At 60.6% G+C, this 18,218-nt stretch carries 17 protein-coding genes; 7 read left to right on the top strand and 10 right to left on the bottom strand.

From position 1 onward, the window contains the following. Positions 1-18 precede the first annotated feature (18 nt). Both ACYQ54_RS09500 and ACYQ54_RS09495 read left to right on the top strand, forming a co-directional pair. Entirely contained in the window at positions 19-1,926 is a 1,908-nt protein-coding gene (locus ACYQ54_RS09500) for a propionyl-CoA synthetase (RefSeq protein ID WP_460081410.1), read from the top strand. 135 nt (positions 1,927-2,061) lie between these two features. Then, positions 2,062-2,853 carry an SDR family NAD(P)-dependent oxidoreductase gene (locus ACYQ54_RS09495; protein WP_460081409.1) on the top strand — a complete coding sequence of 264 codons (792 nt, stop codon included), beginning with the start codon at positions 2,062-2,064 and terminating at the stop codon, positions 2,851-2,853. A 63-nt stretch (positions 2,854-2,916) separates the two neighbouring features. Here the strand turns inward: ACYQ54_RS09495 and ACYQ54_RS09490 are convergent, their stop codons facing one another. Beyond that, positions 2,917-4,725, bottom strand: coding sequence for an ABC transporter transmembrane domain-containing protein (locus ACYQ54_RS09490; RefSeq protein ID WP_460081408.1), 1,809 nt, complete (start codon positions 4,723-4,725; stop codon positions 2,917-2,919). Positions 4,726-5,089: 364 nt separating this feature from the next. On the opposite strand from ACYQ54_RS09490, the gene rpmE reads away from it, so the two are divergent. After that, complete coding sequence (gene rpmE / locus ACYQ54_RS09485) at positions 5,090-5,314, top strand: 50S ribosomal protein L31 (protein ID WP_006932159.1); 225 nt, start codon at positions 5,090-5,092, stop codon at positions 5,312-5,314. A gap of 195 nt (positions 5,315-5,509) precedes the next feature. Here rpmE and rcdA read toward each other — a convergent pair whose 3' ends face one another. Both rcdA and ACYQ54_RS09475 read right to left on the bottom strand, forming a co-directional pair. Next, positions 5,510-6,049 carry a protease adaptor protein RcdA gene (rcdA, locus tag ACYQ54_RS09480; protein ID WP_460081407.1) on the bottom strand — a complete coding sequence of 180 codons (540 nt, stop codon included), beginning with the start codon at positions 6,047-6,049 and terminating at the stop codon, positions 5,510-5,512. Between the two features lie 413 nt (positions 6,050-6,462). After that, positions 6,463-6,660, bottom strand: a complete 198-nt coding sequence (locus ACYQ54_RS09475) for a DUF1192 domain-containing protein (RefSeq protein WP_460081404.1) — start codon at positions 6,658-6,660, stop codon at positions 6,463-6,465. A 171-nt stretch (positions 6,661-6,831) separates the two neighbouring features. Here ACYQ54_RS09475 and ACYQ54_RS09470 point away from each other — a divergent pair, with 171 nt between their 5' ends. From ACYQ54_RS09470 to ACYQ54_RS09455, 4 genes are all read left to right on the top strand, one after another. Next, on the top strand, positions 6,832-7,836 hold the full coding sequence (locus tag ACYQ54_RS09470) for an NAD(P)H-quinone oxidoreductase (RefSeq protein WP_460081403.1): 1,005 nt from the start codon (positions 6,832-6,834) through the stop codon (positions 7,834-7,836). A 155-nt stretch (positions 7,837-7,991) separates the two neighbouring features. Continuing rightward, entirely contained in the window at positions 7,992-8,750 is a 759-nt protein-coding gene (locus ACYQ54_RS09465) for a DUF1013 domain-containing protein (RefSeq protein ID WP_460081402.1), read from the top strand. A gap of 208 nt (positions 8,751-8,958) precedes the next feature. Beyond that, a complete protein-coding gene (locus ACYQ54_RS09460) occupies positions 8,959-9,915 on the top strand; it encodes a TAXI family TRAP transporter solute-binding subunit (RefSeq protein ID WP_460081400.1) in 957 nt (318 codons plus the stop codon). A 232-nt stretch (positions 9,916-10,147) separates the two neighbouring features. After that, a complete protein-coding gene (locus ACYQ54_RS09455) occupies positions 10,148-11,941 on the top strand; it encodes a TRAP transporter permease (RefSeq protein WP_460081398.1) in 1,794 nt (597 codons plus the stop codon). On the opposite strand, the gene ACYQ54_RS09450 is transcribed toward ACYQ54_RS09455, so the two are convergent. The 7 genes from ACYQ54_RS09450 to ACYQ54_RS09420 all read right to left on the bottom strand — a co-directional run bounded on the left by ACYQ54_RS09450 (position 11,938) and on the right by ACYQ54_RS09420 (position 18,218). Next, positions 11,938-12,186 (bottom strand): DUF1272 domain-containing protein, encoded by a 249-nt coding sequence (locus ACYQ54_RS09450; RefSeq protein WP_460081396.1) that lies wholly within the window; start codon positions 12,184-12,186, stop codon positions 11,938-11,940. The genes ACYQ54_RS09455 and ACYQ54_RS09450 overlap by 4 nt on opposite strands. Before the next feature lie 70 nt (positions 12,187-12,256). Next, complete coding sequence (locus tag ACYQ54_RS09445) at positions 12,257-12,946, bottom strand: M50 family metallopeptidase (protein WP_460081394.1); 690 nt, start codon at positions 12,944-12,946, stop codon at positions 12,257-12,259. A 103-nt stretch (positions 12,947-13,049) separates the two neighbouring features. Then, a complete protein-coding gene (locus tag ACYQ54_RS09440) occupies positions 13,050-14,090 on the bottom strand; it encodes a peptidoglycan -binding protein (RefSeq protein ID WP_460081391.1) in 1,041 nt (346 codons plus the stop codon). A gap of 3 nt (positions 14,091-14,093) precedes the next feature. Continuing rightward, positions 14,094-15,083 carry a flagellar motor protein MotA gene (locus tag ACYQ54_RS09435; protein ID WP_330562546.1) on the bottom strand — a complete coding sequence of 330 codons (990 nt, stop codon included), beginning with the start codon at positions 15,081-15,083 and terminating at the stop codon, positions 14,094-14,096. A gap of 284 nt (positions 15,084-15,367) precedes the next feature. After that, a complete protein-coding gene (locus ACYQ54_RS09430; protein ID WP_460081389.1) occupies positions 15,368-16,174 on the bottom strand; it encodes an inositol monophosphatase family protein in 807 nt (268 codons plus the stop codon). Between the two features lie 73 nt (positions 16,175-16,247). Next, positions 16,248-16,811 (bottom strand): elongation factor P, encoded by a 564-nt coding sequence (gene efp, locus ACYQ54_RS09425; protein WP_148582952.1) that lies wholly within the window; start codon positions 16,809-16,811, stop codon positions 16,248-16,250. A 246-nt stretch (positions 16,812-17,057) separates the two neighbouring features. Continuing rightward, positions 17,058-18,218, bottom strand: a complete 1,161-nt coding sequence (locus ACYQ54_RS09420; protein ID WP_460081386.1) for a tetratricopeptide repeat protein — start codon at positions 18,216-18,218, stop codon at positions 17,058-17,060.

Genomic DNA, 18,218 nt, shown 5'->3' with positions numbered 1-18,218 from the left:
TGTTTGGGAGGACAAGTCATGGCAAGCCGGTATCACGAGATTTACCAGGGCTGGAAACAGGACCCGCTCGGGTTCTGGAAAACGGCAGCAGAGGAAATCGACTGGATCTCGATAGGTGACAAGGTGTTCGACCCGGATCAGGGGCAGTATGGCCGCTGGTATCCGGATTGGGAGTGCAACACCTGCTACAACTGCCTTGACCGGCATGTGGAACGCGGCCGCCCCGGCCAGCCGGCGCTCATCTACGACAGCCCGATTACCGGCCGGACGGCAAGCTACACTTTCGCGGAACTGCTTGAGGAAGTGGAGGCAATGGCCTGCGTGCTCGCCGACCAGGGTCTCGTCAAGGGCGACCGGGCCATCATCTACATGCCGATGATCCCCCAGGCGGTGATGGCGATGCTGGCCTGCGCACGTCTTGGCGTCATCCATTCCGTCGTCTTCGGCGGGTTTGCCGCCAACGAGCTGGCAACGCGAATCGACGATGCGACCCCGAAGGCAATCATCGCAGCCTCCTGCGGCATCGAACCGGGCCGGGTCATCGCCTACAAGCCGCTGATCGATCAGGCCATCGATATCGCCCGGCACAAGCCGGACAGTTGTCTGGTCTTCCAGCGCGAGGAACTGGCCGCCGACCTGAAAGACGGCAGGGATCATGATCTCGGCGCTCTTCAGGCGGAAGCGGTCGCGGCCGGACGCAGGATCGCGCCGGTGCCGGTCAAGGCAACCGACCCGCTCTATATCCTTTACACCTCCGGCACGACCGGTCAGCCCAAGGGCGTCGTCCGGGACAACGGCGGCCACATGGTGGCGCTGAAATGGTCGATGAAGAACCTTTACGACATTCAGCCGGGCGAAGTTTTCTGGGCGGCGTCCGATGTCGGCTGGGTTGTCGGTCATTCCTATATCTGCTACGCGCCGCTGCTGCACGGTTGCACCACCATCGTCTTCGAAGGCAAACCTGTCGGGACACCGGATGCGGGCACGTTCTGGCGTGTCATCTCTGACCACAACATCGTATCGCTGTTCACGGCGCCGACCGCCTTCAGGGCGATTCGCAAGGAAGATCCGAAGGGTGAGCTTATCCAGAAATACGACCTGTCCCAGTTCCGGTCGCTATTTCTGGCTGGCGAGCGCGCGGATCCGGAAACGGTCAACTGGGCCATCGACCAGTTGCAGGTGCCGGTGATCGATCACTGGTGGCAGACGGAAACCGGCTGGTGCATCGTCGGCAACCCGGTAGGCCTCGGCCAGTTGCCGGTAAAGCCAGGGTCACCGACGGTGCCGATGCCCGGCTACGACGTTCAGGTGCTTGACGATTCCGGCCATCCGCTGGGCGCCAACACACTTGGCAACATAGTGGTTCAGCTTCCGCTGCCGCCAGGTGCCTTGCCGACGTTGTGGAACGCCGACAAGCGATTCTTCGATGCCTATCTCGCCGAGTTCCCCGGCTACTACAAGACGGCGGATGCGGGCATCATCGACGATGACGGCTATCTGTCGATCATGGCGCGGACCGACGACATCATCAACGTGGCCGGTCACCGCCTGTCGACAGGCGGCATGGAAGAGGTGCTGGCAACGCATCCGGATGTCGCCGAATGCGCCGTCATCGGCATTGCCGACAAGCTGAAGGGCCAGCTTCCCTGCGGCTTCGTCGTGCTGAAGGCAGGTGTCGAGCGGTCGCATGAGGAGATCGAGAAGGAACTCATCAAGCTGGTCCGCGACAAGATCGGTCCGGTGGCGGCTTTCAAGGTTGCGATCACGGTCGACCGGTTGCCGAAAACACGCTCCGGCAAGATCCTGCGGGGCACGATGCGCCAGATCGCCGATGGGGAAACCTGGAAGATGCCGGCCACGATCGATGATCCGGCCATTCTGGACGAGATCACCGAAGCGCTCAAAACGCACGGAATTTCCGTCTGAAACTGCAAGGTGACGTTGGTGGAGGGCGATAACAGCCATCGACACAGCCGTTTTTGACACTTAATGTCGGGCCGCCGCGAAGCGGCCCGCGTTTTTTGCGCGGCAGAATTAAACTCAAGCAGCCGTGAGGTTTCCGTGTCTTTGGAGAATAAGGTCGCCATCATTACCGGGGCAGCCCGTGGGATCGGATTTGCAGTCGCCAAGCGCTTTGTCGCCGATGGCGCGAAAGTCGTGATTGCCGATGTGGATGACGAAGCCGGTGAAGCCGCGGCTGAAGATCTGAAATCGCAGGGCGAGGTGATGTACATTCATTGCAACGTCGCCGAACGCCTGGACGTCCGCAATCTGGTTGCCGAAGCACTGAACGCCTATGGCGACATCGATGTGCTGGTCAACAACGCAGGTATCGTGGTCGGCGCAGATTTCCTCGACCTGGAAGAAGAGGATTTCGAGCGCGTCCTGTCGATCAACCTGAAGGGCGCTTTCCTGTGCTCGCAGGCCGTTGCCCGCCACATGGTGGAAAAGGTGCAGAACGGTGGTGAGCCGGGCTGTATCGTCAACATGTCTTCGGTCAATTCGGTGCTCGCGATCCCGAACCAGATCCCCTACTGCGTTTCCAAGGGGGGCATGTCGCAGCTGACCAAAACCACGGCGCTGTCGCTTGCCCAGTACGGCATCCGCGTGAATGCCATCGGGCCGGGCTCGATCATGACCGAGATGCTGGCGTCGGTGAACAGTGACCCGGCGGCCAAGAACCGCATCCTGTCGCGCACGCCGATGCTGCGTGTCGGTGAACCGTCCGAAATCGCCAGCGTCGCGGCCTTCCTGGCCTCCAGCGATGCCAGCTACGTCACCGGCCAGACCATCTTTGCCGACGGTGGCCGCATGCCGCTCAACTACACGGTCGCCGTTCCCGACGACGCGTGATTGTCATTCGATTTCATTGACTAGAAAGGGCGGCTATTTTGCCGCCCTTTTGCGTTTGAGGATTTATGCCGTTTCGGCATCCAGTTCGGCGCCAAACTGCAGCCGGGCGAGTTTGGCATAAAGGCCTCCGGCCGCTGTCAGTTCGCCATGCGTCCCGGTTTCAACTATGCGGCCGTTTTCCATCACCACGATCCTGTCGGCCTTGAGCACGGTTGCCAACCGGTGGGCGATCACCAGCGTGGTTCGGTTCTCCATCAGCCGGTCGAGCGCTTGCTGGACAAGGTTCTCGCTTTCGGCATCGAGAGCGCTTGTTGCTTCGTCCAGAAGCAGCACGGGCGCGCGTTTCAAAACGGCGCGGGCAATGGCGATGCGCTGGCGCTGGCCACCAGACAGGGTAATGCCGCGTTCGCCGACAAGCGTGTCGTAACCGTCCGTCATCTGCTCGATGAAGGGGGCGGCCAGGGCTGCTTCCGCTGCCGCGATCACGTCTTCACGGCCGGCTTCCGGCCGGCCATAGGCGATGTTCTCCGCGATGCTGGCGCCGAAGATGGCCGTATCCTGGGGTACCAGGGCGATATGGCGGCGCAGGTCTTCCGGGTCGAGGTCCTGAAGGGCAACGCCGTTAAGGCGGATGACGCCAGAGACCGGATCGTAGAAGCGCATCAACAGACTGAAGATGGTCGACTTGCCGGCACCTGAGGGCCCAACCACCGCGACTGTCTCACCCGGCGATACGGTGAGGCTGAGATCGCGGACAACAGGCATCTTCTCCGCGTTGCGATAGGCAAAGGACACATCCTGGAAGACGATCTCGCCGCGCGGCGTGTCAGGCAGGCTGACCGGATTTTCGGGAGCGGCGATTTCCGGCTGGATTTCCAGCAGCTCCGACAGCCTCTCGGCCGCCCCGGCTGCCTGTGAGAGTTCGCCCCAGACCTCGGAAAGAGCAGCCAGAGACCCGGCGGCCAGGATGGAATAGAGCAGGAACTGGCTGAGTTCGCCGCCGCTGATTCTGCCCGAGAAGACATCGCTCGCCCCGATCCACAGAACCGCGACGATGCTGGCGCCGATCACCATGATGGCAAAGCCGGTGAGCGCCGCGCGGGCCACGATCGCCTGCCGGGCAGCCTGGAAGGCCGCATTGACGGCGCCTGCGTAGCGGGCTGCACTGCGGCTTTCATGGGTGAAGGCCTGAAGTGTGCGGACCGAGCCGAGCATCTCGCTGGCATAGGCAGACGCTTCGGCCAGGGTGTCCTGGGCAAAGCGGGAGCGTTTGCGCACCTGACGCCCGAACCCCAGGATGGGAATGAGAATGACCGGAATGGCGGCCAGCACGATGACGGAAAGGCGCGGACTGGTGACCACCATCATCACCGAAGCCCCGAGGAACATGATCAGGTTGCGCATGGCGAGCGATGCGCTGGCACCGAAGGCTGCCTTGATCTGGGTGGTGTCGGCGGTCAGCCGCGAGAGGATTTCCCCGGACTTGGCACTGTCGTAAAAGGCCGGGCTGAGGCGGGTCGTATGGGCAAAGACATCGGAGCGCACATCGGCAACGACCCGTTCGCCAATCCACATCACCAGAAAATAGCGGACGGAACTGGCCGTCGCGAGGGCACACACCACGCCGATCAGCACGGCAAAATAGGAATTGACCAGCGCGGGGTCATCTGCCCCGAAACCGAAATCGATCATCCGGCGGACCGCCGCGGGCAGAATCAGTGTGATGACGGCGGCGGAGAACAGGGCGGCGACAGCCGCTGCAACCATGCCCTTGTGCCGGAATAGATAAGGCAACAGCCGGGTGAGGGGGCGAAGCGATCTGCGGGAATTTCCGGTTTGGGATTGGGTTTCGTTGACAGGGGCGTCGGCCACTGGGCTCTCCTCGTTGTTCCATCCCGTCTTAGCATGTTCCGCACGGTGGACAATGACTTTGGACAAAGCTGTCCGGAGCTTTTGTGCAAGCTTTGCCAGAGCTTTGAAGCCGCTTTGCGGAAGCGTTGACGAAACTTTGCCGAGACTTTATCGGGGCCGTTTGGATGAGGTGGAATTCCTTTGCCGGACATCGCTGGAAATTGCGGGATTTTGCCCCTTGTCTTGGCTCCCTCCTTGGGGTATATCCCCGCCTCATGTTTCTGAGGGCGGCGTCCGCAACCGGATCGGCGGCCCCTCACTTCGTTTTGCGTTTGCTTGGCGGCTTTCCCGAAAAGTTGTCACAGGGCGCTTGAAAGGACCGGCCATGAAAGCGGATATTCATCCCGACTACCACACCATCAAGGTCGTCATGACCGATGGCACCGAATACACCACCCGCTCCACCTATGGTGCGGAAGGCGATACCCTGACGCTCGACATCGATCCGACGTCCCATCCGGCATGGACCGGTGGCGACCGTCAGCTGATGGACCGCGGCGGCCGCGTGTCCCGCTTCAAGAACAAGTTCGCTGGCTTCCTGGGCTCCTAAGCCTCCGCCACGACAGCTTCAAACGAAAGACCCGGCCTTTGGCCGGGTTTTTTGTTTTTGAGGCGATCGCAGAACTGCAGCTAGTTCAGGACAGTGTCACTCCGGGGCTGCACTGGCATCCGGCGCAGGTTCTCACTCAAAAATAAAAAAGCCGCCTTGCGGCGGCTTTTCAAAAACGAAAGAGTTTGACCGGCGTTAGCCGAACTTGCCGAATGCGGCGTGCAGCTTGTTGATCTGGGACGCGACCGGGTTGTCGTTTGTGGCTTCCTCGACCGGCTCGGCGTCCTTGCGGTACAGCATCTTGTCGAGATGGACGACGCGTTCCTGCAGCCGCGAAGAGCGCTCGATCAGCTCACGCAGGGTTTCCGGCAGGTCGCTCCAGGTCGGGCCACCCGAGGCGGTGGACAACTTGTCGAGTCGGACCTTGTTCTTCTCGCTGCCGGCCTGCTCACGGGACATCTCGCCTTCGTTGACTGCGCGCTGCAGCAACAGCCAGGACGCAAGCTGCATGAGCCGCGTGGTCAGACGCATGGATTCGGTCGCATAGGCCAGGGAAGCGGGACGCGGAAGCTGCTTGGCTTCGTCGCGGCCACTGCCGTCCAGGTACATTGCGGTTTCCTCGACCAGCGACATGCCTTCCTGAAACAGGTTCTGGAAACTGTCGGAGCTCGCAAGATGATGCGCAATGTGAACTGCGCTACCTGTGTCACCGGCTTTCTTGATGTCGTCCGTCATAGGATTGCTAAGCCTCAATTACTCTTCCGGTTATCCCGCATCTCTTCTTGGACTGTCCCGGGATATGTCATCCCGTTTCGGGTGTTCCTTTTTGGAACGATGCAGGTCTTCATGGCCTATATCCAGCAAAGCGCGTGCCAAACGGACAAGTAAACAGCCATTAACCAGAACATTGACAAGATACTATGAGGCGGCAGCAAAAAAAAGAGCCGCAGGGTTGCGGCTCTGAGTCTTTAACAGGGAGGCGTCAAACAGAGTGGACAGGAGCCACTCACATCCAGATGACTGGATGACTATGTTTATATTTTGGAAAGATTAATAAGAGGTAAACAAGTAAATTTTTACCTATCAGCTTCACTGTAAGTGCGTGTCAGAAAAGGACATAAACTCTAGTTATGTAATAAATAACAGGGTCATTTCTGGAAGATCGAGTTGGCGGCATCGCGAATAGTGCTGCGTTGCTCTAACTCCTTCTGGGTACGGTTAATTTCACCCTGCAGAGCTTCGATCCGTTCCTCCAGCTCTGCCTCGGAAAGGCGCGCCAGCTCTTCCCCTACGGTAACAGCGCCGAGCGGTGATTTTTTGGGGACATCTTCATCAAACAGGCTCATCGATTTCCTCCACTACAGCTCCACGATGGTGTCCGACCGTCAATTCGAGCCAGGCCGGGCGGGTTGCCTCACCGGTCCGTTTTCCTGCAAATAGACTGACAGCCGATTTACCATAGGCCAGGCACAGTTGGCCTATCCAGTCCCAAAATGAACCAAAAAGGAAACGTCTCTATGCAGAAACTGCCGGATCGCATGACCGCCGTTGCCATTTCCGAGCCCGGAGGACCGGACGTTCTGCGCCTTGAGGAGCGGGCCCTTCCCGAATTGGGACAGGGCGAAATCCTGATCAAGGTGGCCGCGGCCGGCGTCAACCGTCCGGACGTCCTGCAGCGCAAGGGAGCCTACCCACCACCCAAGGGCGCCTCGGATCTGCCCGGACTGGAAGTCTCCGGCGAAGTGGTCGCGCTGGGCGAGGGAGCCGGACGGCACAAGGTTGGCGACAAGGTGACGGCGCTTGCCCCAGGTGGCGGGTACGCGACCTACTGCAAGGTGCCGGAGGGCCATGCGCTTCCGGTACCGAAGGGCCTTTCAATGGTCGAAGCGGCGGCCGTTCCGGAAACCTTCTTCACCGTCTGGACGAATGTGTTCGATCGCTGCGGCCTGAAGAGCGGCGAGCGCTTCCTGGTTCACGGCGGCACGTCGGGTATCGGTACGACCGCGATCCAGTTGGCCAAGGCATTTGGAGCGGAGGTCTTCACCACCGTCGGTTCAGCCGAGAAGGCCGAGGCGGTACGAAAGCTCGGCGCGGACCACGCTATCAACTATCGCGAAGAGGACTTCGAAAAGGTGATCTTGGACATCACCGGCGGTGAAGGGGTCAACGTGATCCTCGACATGGTCGGGGGTGACTATGTGGAGCGGAACTGGAAGGCTGCAGCTGTCGAGGGACGGATCTGCCAGATCGCGACGCTGAACGGGATTGCCGAGAACGTCAATTTCTCCCGGCTGATGGTCAAGCGGTTGACCCATACCGGATCGACGCTGCGTCCGCGCAGTGATGCCTTCAAGACGGCGATTGCGGAAAGCCTGAAAGAGAAGGTCTGGCCGCTGCTCGAATCGGGGAAAGTCGCCCCGGTGATGGATTCCACCTATCCTCTGTCTGAAGCTGCGGAAGCCCACCGGCGCATGGAAGGCTCTGGCCATATTGGAAAAATCGTCCTGACGGTGGAGGTCTGATGCCGTACGGAAACCTGAGAGAGCACGATTGTTACGCGAGTATTTGCGTTTCCGTGTTTTTCGACATATATTCCGCCCACTTTCCAGGAAATTGACCAAGGAACACCGCTTTTTCGCCCTGCCAGGCGAGGGAGCAGACGAGAGGAATTTATCCGATGGCGAACACGCCGCTAATGCCGAAGGCAACCGCCGTCTGGCTCGTGGACAATACTGCGCTGAGTTTCACTCAGATCGCCTCCTTCTGCAGACTGCATCCGCTTGAAGTGAAGGCGATTGCCGATGGCGAAGCCGCCCAGGGGATCAAGGGCCTCGATCCGATCCTGACAGGCCAGCTCTCCCGTGAAGAAGTCGAAAAGGCTCAGAGAGACCCGAACTATCAGCTGAAGCTGCAGGGGTCGAAAGTGGTGGTGCCTGAATCGAAGCGCAAGGGTCCGCGCTACACTCCGGTGTCGCGCCGTCAGGACCGTCCGAACGCGATCCTGTGGTTGGTGCGGAACCATCCGGAACTGAAGGACGCTCAGATCATGCGCCTGGTCGGCACAACCAAGCCGACCATTGCCGCGATCCGCGACCGGACCCACTGGAATTCGGCGAACCTGACCCCGTCCGACCCGGTTACCCTGGGCCTGTGCAGCCAGCTTGAGCTGGACATGGAAGTCGAAAAGGCTGCGAAGAACGCTCCGTTGCCGATGGCCGGCGAAGTGAACGAGACCCTGATGTCTGTCGAAGACAGCACCAGCGAAGACGCCATCGCGGCTGCTTTCTCGCTCGACCCGTCCAAGCCGATCCAGCGTGAGGAAGAAGAAGAAATCGACGCCGACGCCGTGTTCGCCAAACTGAACTCGCTGAAGAGCGAAGCTCAGGACGAAGGCGAGGAAGACGACGGAAACGGCGAAGACGACGAAAACCGCTGATCGCTTCCTGTTTTCAGCAGATTTCAAAACCGCCGGCTGGGCTCAGCCGGCGGTTTTTGTTTGACCCTGCAGGCGTAGATTTTCGGCTTGCCCGTCCAGGGTGTGGAGTGGCTGAAATTTCGTCGTGAGCCGTACCCAGATCATATGAAAACGCGTTGCCACGCCGAAGATCACACAATAGTCTGCCTGAAAAATTCGGGAGACGCTCATGACAAACAGATTTTTGAAACTTGCCTTTGGCCTGACACTCGCTCTTGGCACGTTCCAGGCCCATGCCGAAACGCGGATCACCTATAAATCCGCCAAATCTGGCTCGTCCTATTACCAGATGGGCGTCCAGATCGCGGAAGCCATCAAGGCCGGCAGCAATGGCGACATGATCGTCACCGTGGAAGAAAGCCAGGGCTCCGTTCAGAACGTGATGGAAGCCAAGGCGCGCGGTGGTGACTATGTCTTCACGACGCCGCCTGCGCTCGTATCCCTCGCCCAGGGCGGCAAGGCCATGTTCGAAGGCAAGGGCGATCCGAAGTTCGACGAAATCCGCGCTCTCTTCCCGATTCCTTCGCTGACCATGCATTTCGTCATGTCGGCCGACAGTGGCGTGACCGACTTTGCCAGCATGGAAGGCAAGACGATCCTTCTCGGCAAGGGCTCCTTCGGGGCGACGGAAGGCGAGAAATATCTCAAGATGTTCGGTCTGGACGGCAAGGTCAATATTGCCGACGCCGAACTGTCCAACGCCGTTGCCGCACTCAAGAACGGCCAGATCGACGGTTTCGTAACCGCCGGCTCCTGGCCCGCACCGAATGTCATCGAGGCTGCCGCTTCCACGGACGTGACGGTGCTTTCGCTCAGCGACGATCAGATTGCCGAAACCAAGCGCTCGAAGCTGGTCATTCCGGCAGGTACCTATGCCGGCCAAGCTGAAGACATTGTCACCACGTCACTGCCGGTCGTTGCCTATACGACCTCCGCGATGGACGACGATACGGCCTACGCGCTGACCAAGACCTTCTGGGATGAGAAGGCCAAGATGGGCGAAGAAGCGCCGTGGTGGAACGGTGTCGATCAGGCGCTGATGGCCAACATCACCGGCAAGATCCATCCGGGTGCCGCACGCTACTACCAGGAAGCCGGCATCGAGTTGACCGACGCGCAGAAATAAGTTTCAAGACGCAATACGGGGCGCCATGGCAGGACCTGCCGAAAGTGGCGCCCCGCATTGTTCGAGCTGAAATACACAGGTCCGGGGAGATCGTCCGCCGGGCATTTCCATGTCTGCTCAGTGACAACGGAAACCCTGCCGGGTGCTGGGGCTCTGACAGATTGAAACCGTGCAGCTGCTGTTTGGTCCTTCTCGGCTGGACGGTTGCGGAGCCAGATAGAAATTTCTGCCAATGATCAGTGGTGAGACCGCGACATCGCCCTTCCAGCGAATGGCCATGCTTCTTCTTGCAACGGTGCTTGTGGTGTTTCATCTCGGGCTGATCTTTTCCGGCCTGGTGCCGAACCTCGTCAGCCGCCCGCTTCACCTCGCGCTTGCCCTGCCATGGATTTTCATCTTTGCAAAAGGTGGCGCGCTCACGCGTGTCAGCGGTGCAATCCTGTGTGTCGCGGGGGTGGCTGTCTGCCTTTGGATCGCGGCAAATCAGTCCGCGCTCTCCGATCAATACGGCTTTCTGGAAGGCGATTTCCAGTTCTGGCTGGCGGGCATCCTGCTGCTGGTCGTCCTTGAAGGGGCGCGCCGCGCGATTGGCTGGCCATTGCCTGTGGTTGCCGCACTCGCGCTGGCCTATGGCATGTTCGGCCAGCACATTCCGGGTGAGTTCGGTCATTCCGGCACGCCGCTCGCCAGTTTTCTCGGTACGCTGACCATTGCAGAAGGCGGTGTCTGGGGCAGCCTCACCGGCGTTTCGGTGGGTGTCGTCGCCATTTTCGTGATCTTCGGAGCGGTGCTCAACGCAGGGGAGGCGGGGCAGGGCTTCATGAATGTTGCTGCTGCGGCGGCAGGACGGCTGAAGGGCGGAGCGGCCAAGGTGTCGGTCCTGTCCTCGGCGCTGTTCGGGTCCATTTCCGGTTCGGCGTCCGCCAATGTGGCCTCCACGGGCGCGATCACGCTGCCGGCAATGACGCGGCTCGGCTACCCGAAGAAACTGGCGGCGGCAGTCGAGGCGGTTGCGTCTTCCGGTGGACAGATCATGCCGCCATTGATGGGGGCAGGGGCCTTCGTCATGGTAGAGCTGACACGGGTGCCCTACACCCAGATCATGGCGGCGGCCCTGCTGCCGGCAATCCTCTATTTTTTCGCGGTCTGGGTGGGCATCAATGCCTACGCCAAGCGGTATGACCTTGCCGCTATCGACCGTGAGGACCAGCCACAGATGCGCCAGGTCGCCATTACGTCTGCCTTCTTCCTGGTGCCGTTTACCGTGCTTTTATGGGGAATGTTCGTTGCGCGCTACACACCACAATATGCCGCCTGCATTGCCATCCTGGCTGGATTCGCACTGTTGTTCTTCAACGCCCGGGGGACCTTTGCGTTCAAGGAAATCCTGCTGCGTCTGGAAAGCGCGGTCCTGAATGCCGCCCGGCAGGTGTCAGTCATCGCCTCGATCATCGTTTGCGCGTCGATCATCATCGGCGTGCTCGCGATTACCGGCCTGGGCGTAAAGATTACCTCGCTGATTCTGTCGGGATCCGGCGGGTACCTGTGGCCGTCTCTTTTCCTGACCGCGCTTGCCTGCCTGATCCTGGGTATGGAAGTGCCGACAACTGCCGCCTATGTGATATGCGTTTCCGTTGCCGGACCGGCCCTGATGCAGCAGGGGCTGGAGCCGTTGCAGGCGCATCTTTTCGTCTTCTGGTTTGCGCTGCTGTCGACCATCACGCCGCCGGTCTGCGGTGCGGTCTTCATTGCCGCCGGCATGATCGGCGAAAACTGGCTGAAGGTCGCGCTCTCCGCCATGGCGCTCGGCATCGGCCTCTATATCATCCCGCTGGCCATGGTGGCCAATCCGGCGGTGCTGGAGCTTGCCGCCCGTCCGCTGCCGGCGCTGCTCGCGGCGGTCAAGACCGGCCTTGGTTTGGGCCTTGTCTCCTACGCGGTCATCGGCTTCAAGAAGCCCTTGCAGAAACTGGCCTCAGGCGGCGCAGGCCTTCTGGTGATCTTCGTCGGGGGCAATTTTCTCTAGGTGATCTGACCGCAGCCTTCCGGCTTGAGGATCCGCTCTGTGGATGCGGGATGGCGCAGCAGGGCTGCGGCTGGACGGATCGGCCGTGGTTGCAGGTTGCCACCGCAGTTGGGGCAGGTGCCATGCAGGACATTCCGAGCGCAGTCCGCGCAAAACGTGCATTCGAAAGTACATATGAAGGCGTCATCCGACTGAGGCGGTAGATCCTTGTTGCAACATTCGCAATTGGGGCGCAGGTCCAGCATGATGTGTCTCCGGTAAGGATGGGCCCGCCAAAGGTCAGCCCTTGCAGGCCGTAAGGTCAAGCGGCAAATGCTAGCCTTTTTGAACGCGCTTGCGAAAATCGACGTTGCTACTGTCACCCAGACCGTGCCTGAGACACAGGTAGATGATGGCAAGGCTTGCCAGAAGCCAGAGACCGCCCCAGAAAATGGTCGGTCCGCCGAACTCGTCCGCCAGCATGTAGGCGTCCGATCGGGCACCCGAGCGGCGAATGGTATCGTCGAAGATGTCAAAGGGCACGTAGAGGATGCTGGTCAGACCGATGACGCGCAGGATCAGGTCGTTGATCGTGACACTGAGATACCGGGCAGCCGCCAGCATGGCGACACCTGTGCCGATGCAAAAGGCCAGGGCGAAGAGATCGCGGATATAAAGCAGCGCAACCAGCAAGGTGAAGGCCCCGAGCAGCCCAAGTACAATGCGGTCCGCATCGGTCTTCAGGGCTATCATCAGAAGCGCCATGCCGATGACGAGAGAGCCGAGATATCCGGCCGTCAATGTCAGGAAACGGCTACCGCCGCGCGTGATCGCGTGTCCACCCTGCCAGGGCGAGAGGGAGATTTCCTCGACGGACCCGCCGGTCAAAATGGCGGCCAGGGCGTGAGAAAGCTCATGTAGATAGACGATCAGGATTTTCAGGGGCACGACAAGGAAGGTGTTCCAGAACAGGAACATGACCGCCGTGATCAGAATGAGCTGCCAATGGCCTTTAAGGATCTGCATGCGTTTGAGAAATCCGTGCAGGGGCGGGAAAGTCAAGCAGACATGTTCTTTTCGCCGGACATGACGCGCGAATTCACCAAAGCCCGTTGAGCTGGGACCAGCCTCAGCGTTCCGTCAGCTTCAGCTCTATCCGGCGGTTCTTGGCCAGGGCTTCCGGCGTGTCGCCTTCCTCCAGCGGCTGGAATTCGCCGAAACCGGCGGCGACAAGACGTTTGGGGTCGACGCCGCGTTCGATCAGGTATCGGACAACGGAAATGGCGCGGGCGGCGGAGAGTTCCCAGTTGTTGCGCAAGCGCCCGGTGCCCGACAGGGGGCGGGCGTCGGTGTGCCCGTCGACACGCAGCACCCAGTTGATCTCGTCCGGTATCTGACCGCTGAGTTCCTGGATGGCGTCTGCGAGCTTGTCGAGCTCCTGCCGGCCTTCCGGATTGATGTCTTCCTGGCCGCTGTCGAACAGCACTTCGGACTGGAACACGAACCGGTCGCCGACAACGGAGATGTCGGAGCGTTGGGACAGAATCTCGCGCAAGCGGCCGAAGAAGTCGGAGCGATAGCGCGACAGTTCCTGCACGCGTTGCACCAGCGCGGCGTTCAGCCGCTTGCCAAGGCTCGCGATCTTGGCCTGGCTGTCGGCTTCCTTTGCCTCAGAAGCTTCAAGAGCGGCGTTGGCGGCGGCTATCTGACGGCGCAACGCGGCGATCTGCTGGTTGAGCAGCTCGACCTGGGCAAGAGCTTCCTGGCTGATCTGGCGCTCGTCGTCGAGCAGGTTTTCCAGCTGCGAGGCGCGGCCGCCGGCAGCATCGGCTGCACCGGAACTGTTTTCCAGAAGACCGAGCAGGCGGGTCTGTTCGGCCTGTGCATCGGAAAGGCTGGCCTGCAGCCCGAGGATCGTGTCTTCCAGTTCGCCGGAGTTGGCACGTTCCAGGGCAAGAAGCTCGGTCAGTTCGCTGATCTGGGCGTTGAGCCGGTTCAGAACCGTGTCGCGTCCCGAGAGCTGCTGCGACAGGAAGAACTGCGCAATCATGAAGATGGATAGCAGAAAGATGATGACGAGCAGCAGCGTCGCCATGGCGTCGACGAAGCCGGGCCAGTAGTCGGTCGACTGGGCCCTCCGGCGGGCGCGCAATGCTGCCAGTCCGGCCATCGTCTACTCCTTCGCGCGGTCGAAGGCCGCGGCGATCGAAGACAGGAGCCCTTCGATGCGCTTTTGCTGTTCGCCCTGGGCCTCGGCCCAGTCGCGCATCATCTGCTGTTCGGAGCGCACATGTTTGACGAGGCCCTGGATGCCTTCCGCCAGATTGGCCATGGCCTGATTGGCATTCTTGCTGCCACCGTCCTCGACGCTTTTCTGCAAGGCGGAGATAGAGGCCTGTATCTGTTCGACGCCCGGTGAATCCGGTGCGTTGAACAGGCTTTCTTCCGGGTCGATGTCGGTGACCGTGGACAGCCAGTCTTCCAGTTCGTTGTAGAACCGGTTCTGCGCCTGGCCGGCCTGCAGATCCAGGAAGCCCAGCACCAGCGAGCCCGTGAGACCGAACAGCGAGGACGAGAAAGCCGTGCCCATGCCGGACAGGGGGGCTTCCAGGCCTGCTTTCAGATCTTCGAAGATGACGTTGGCATCGCCCGAGCCGACGTCGAGCGACTGGATGGTGGCGCCGACCGAGCTGACCGTCTGCAGCAGGCCCCAGAAGGTGCCAAGGAGGCCGAGGAACACCAGAAGGCCGGTGAGATAGCGCGACATCTCGCGGCTTTCCTCAAGGCGCATGCCGATGGAATCGAGGATCGAGCGGGCGGTGGTTGGCGTCAGGGCCATGTCGCCGGACTTGTTGCCGAGCAGGGCCGCCATCGGCGCCAGCAGGACCGGCGAACGCGTGTCGAGGCCCGGGTCGCCGATCCGGAAACTGTTGACCCAGGAGATTTCCGGGAACAGGCGGATCACGCGGCCGAACAGCAGCAGCACACCGAACACGCCGACAAGCACGATCAGGCCATTCAGACCCGGGTTGCTCATGAAAGCCGTCGATATCTGCGGGAACAGGATGAAGGCGATGAAGGCAACGATCACCAGGAAGATGATCATGAAGGTCAGATAGGCCCGCGGACTGGACAGGCTGTAGGGGTCGAATTCACGGGCCATATTGCGTTATCAATCACCTGAATTGGACGTAACTGATTGATAGCGTGATTTTTAACGGCTTGGAAACCTCGAATTGCGGCAGAAGCCCGAATAAAGTCTGGAAAGCCTGAAAACCGGCAGGTTTATCCAAAGGCTACCGTCAGCCCGAGACGGACAGTGCGGCCCGTCTCCGTGCATGGGCGACCTGCGCCAAAGTTCACCGCCCATCGTTCGAGGCAGCGCTACGCACTTCCTCAGGACGATGTTTTTCGTGCGGCGGTTCTTTTCCGGGATGGGCGAAATTATCAGCCCTGCGCGGGGGTATCCGCCTTTTTCAGAAGCTGAAGCAGGTATTTGTGGGCGTCTTCGTTGCCGACCACCACATCGCCGCTTTCCAGCATCTTGTTCTTGCCCTGAAGGTCGCTGACGAAGCCGCCGGCTTCACGCACCATCAGGAGACCAGCTGCAATGTCCCAGCTGTTGAGATTGCGCTCCCAGAAGCCGTCCAGGCGGCCGGATGCGGTCCAGGCGAGATCAAGCGCGGCTGCGCCACAACGGCGAACGCCTGCAACTTCCGGCATGATGTAGCGCAGTTCGCGCAGGGTCCGGCCATGGTCACCCATCCCGATGAAGGGAAGGCCGGTGCCGAACACCATCTCGGTCAGTTCGGTGCGGCCGGCAACGCGCAGGCGACGGTCGTTGAGGAATGCGCCACGGCCACGTTCGGAGGTGTAGAGCTCATCCATAACCGGGTTGTAGATGACGCCGGCAACGATCTCGCCAGCCCGCTCCAGTGCGATGGAGGTGGCGAAGATCGGAATGCCGTGCAGGAAGTTGGTGGTGCCGTCGAGCGGGTCGACATGCCAGCGGTGCTGGCCGTCCGTACCCTCGATTTCGCCGCTTTCTTCCATGACCAGCCCGAAGGTCGGGCGAGCCTTGGTCAGTTCGGCACGCACGATGTCCTCGGCGCGGCGGTCGGCTGCCGAGACGAAGTCGCCGGGCCCCTTGCGGGACACCTGAAGGTTTTCAACTTCACCGAAATCGCGAACCAGAGAGCGTCCGGCTTTCGTTGCGGCTTGAACCATCACGTTGAGGAGAGCTGTGCGGGCCATTTTTCGTCACTTGTTGTTGGGCGCTGCCCGGCGAAATCCGGGCGCGCCAGTTTGAAGTCTTGCCGGCCGGAGGTCAGTCCGCGCGGCGGACGTATTCCAGAGAGCCGGTGTCGACGATGATCTTTTCGCCGGCCGTGATGAACGGCGGAACCATGACGCGCACGCCGTTTTCCATCAGCGCGGGCTTGTAGGACGAAGACTGGGTCTGGCCCTTCACCACCGCGTCGGCTTCCCGGATTTCCAGGGTAACGAACTGCGGCAGGGTGATGCCGATCGGGCGCTCTTCGTGCAGTTCCACGGTCACCATCATGCCGTCCTGCAGGAAGGCGGCGCGGTCGCCGACGAAATCAGCCTGAAGTTCCAGCTGCTCGTAGGTTTCCGTGTCCATGAAGATCAGCATGTCTTCCTGGGTGTAGAGATACTGAAAGTCTTTTTGTTCCAGGCGGACGCGCTCGACCTTGTCTTCGGAGCGGAAACGCTCGTTGAGCTTGCGGCCATCGAGCAGGTTTTTCATTTCAACCTGTGCAAAGGCGCCGCCTTTGCCCGGCTTGACGTGTTGGACTTTGACAACCGCCCAAAGCGTGTCCTGGTGCTGAAGCACGTTACCGGGCTTTATTTCGTTTCCGTTGATTTTCATGGAACGACCGACTGTTTGATTTGTTTGGATCTCAGGGTCCGGTGACCATTGGAAATCAGCCGTGCCCGATGGGATTTGCTCCCAAGCCACGACAAAACTCCAAAACTCAACAGAACCTGTAGCAGGGCGGTGACCGGCGGGACGCCGGTGCGCCTGAAATTTGCTCGCGCCTGTCCACCACAAAAGCCGGTGGAGTTCAAGGAAAAAAGGCAAACATCCTTACGATTCCGCGCGTCATCGCAAGGTTTACGGAGATTCCTTGGTAGGGTCCTGTGACGGAGCCATCAATGTGGCCGAATATTGTTCGGCAAGCTTGCGGGCTTCGTCCATCGTGGTTTCGTCCAGGCTCTCGACAATCCGGTCGAGGGAGAAATCCGCAACGCCGAGCGTGCGGGCAATCAGGTGCCAGCCGGCGGCGGCGGCAAAATTCTGCTCCCGGCCACGGCCATAGGCATAGACCCGGGCCAGTCTGTTCATCGCGACCGGGTTGCCGGCAGTTGCTGCCCGCTCGAACCAGTCGGCGGCTTCCGCTTCGTTCGGATCCACGCCTTTGCCCTGGAACCTCAGGATGCCGTAATAGACCTGTGCCGAGGTGTGCCCGCGGCGGGCTGCGCGGCCCAGCCAGAACGCGCCGAGCCCGGGGTCGTTCAGACCGGTCTGAGCTTCCAGATAGGACAGGCCGAGCGCATATTGCGCTTCCGGATCGTTGAGCTTGGCCGCTTGTTCCAGAAGCTCGCGCGATTTCTTTTCATCGAAGGGGCGGCCTTCACCTTCTTCGTAGAGCAGGGCCAGATTGTAGAGCGCGGATGCATTGCCGGCCGCGGCCGCTTCTTCGAAAAGATCGGCGGCCTTCTTCTTGTCGACCTCGACACCGGTACCCAGCAGATAGAGCTGGGCGAGCTGCATGGCAGATCCGGTATCGCCCTTGGCGGCCGCCAGTCGGTACCAGTCGGCGGCTTTTGCCTTGTCCTGGTGAATGCCGAGCCCAGCCTCATGCAGCACACCGAGTAGGGCCTGGGCCGCCTTGTCACCCTGTTCTGCAAGCGGCGTTGCCAAACCGAGCGCGGTCAGGAACCAGCCGCGCTGAAAGGCGGCATATGCGGTATCCGCGGAGGCAACTTCGCCTTCTTCCAGTTTCGGAGGACCCGCGTCGACAATGCTCAGCAGCGTCTTGTCCTTGGTCGTGACATCGATCAACACCGGCAGCGGCTCGCCATCCGCGCCCACCGGCGTTTCGGACCCCGGAGCCGCACCGTCTGTCTCGGTCGTCTCACTGGCGGCGGCATTCTCCTGTGCAAGTACCGGAGACAACGACACGGATGACAGCAGTCCGGCAGCCAGCAGCCCTGCAGCCAGCAGAAATGAGGCAGGAAATTTCCGGTGTCGGCTCGTTTCAGGTGTCGGCAT

The organism is Roseibium sp. LAB1 (assembly GCF_054658235.1).
Note: the sequence above shows the minus strand (reverse complement) of the source record. Positions and strands in the feature narration are given on the sequence as shown.

Bases quoted from the DNA above. Each gene is read 5' to 3' on its own strand.
- ACYQ54_RS09445 (WP_460081394.1), bottom strand. From the start codon at position 12,946: ATGCAGATCCTTAAAGGCCATTGGCAGCTCATTCTGATCACGGCGGTC.
- ACYQ54_RS09475 (WP_460081404.1), bottom strand. From the start codon at position 6,660: ATGAGCCTGTTTGATGAAGATGTCCCCAAAAAATCACCGCTCGGCGCT.
- ACYQ54_RS09470 (WP_460081403.1), top strand. From the start codon at position 6,832: ATGCAGAAACTGCCGGATCGCATGACCGCCGTTGCCATTTCCGAGCCC.
- rpmE (WP_006932159.1), top strand. From the start codon at position 5,090: ATGAAAGCGGATATTCATCCCGACTACCACACCATCAAGGTCGTCATG.
- efp (WP_148582952.1), bottom strand. From the start codon at position 16,811: ATGAAAATCAACGGAAACGAAATAAAGCCCGGTAACGTGCTTCAGCAC.
- ACYQ54_RS09430 (WP_460081389.1), bottom strand. From the start codon at position 16,174: ATGGCCCGCACAGCTCTCCTCAACGTGATGGTTCAAGCCGCAACGAAA.
- rcdA (WP_460081407.1), bottom strand. From the start codon at position 6,049: ATGACGGACGACATCAAGAAAGCCGGTGACACAGGTAGCGCAGTTCAC.
- ACYQ54_RS09500 (WP_460081410.1), top strand. From the start codon at position 19: ATGGCAAGCCGGTATCACGAGATTTACCAGGGCTGGAAACAGGACCCG.
- ACYQ54_RS09420 (WP_460081386.1), bottom strand. From the start codon at position 18,218: ATGCCGACACCTGAAACGAGCCGACACCGGAAATTTCCTGCCTCATTT.
- ACYQ54_RS09450 (WP_460081396.1), bottom strand. From the start codon at position 12,186: ATGCTGGACCTGCGCCCCAATTGCGAATGTTGCAACAAGGATCTACCG.
- ACYQ54_RS09455 (WP_460081398.1), top strand. From the start codon at position 10,148: ATGATCAGTGGTGAGACCGCGACATCGCCCTTCCAGCGAATGGCCATG.
- ACYQ54_RS09465 (WP_460081402.1), top strand. From the start codon at position 7,992: ATGGCGAACACGCCGCTAATGCCGAAGGCAACCGCCGTCTGGCTCGTG.
- ACYQ54_RS09435 (WP_330562546.1), bottom strand. From the start codon at position 15,083: ATGGCCCGTGAATTCGACCCCTACAGCCTGTCCAGTCCGCGGGCCTAT.
- ACYQ54_RS09460 (WP_460081400.1), top strand. From the start codon at position 8,959: ATGACAAACAGATTTTTGAAACTTGCCTTTGGCCTGACACTCGCTCTT.
- ACYQ54_RS09440 (WP_460081391.1), bottom strand. From the start codon at position 14,090: ATGGCCGGACTGGCAGCATTGCGCGCCCGCCGGAGGGCCCAGTCGACC.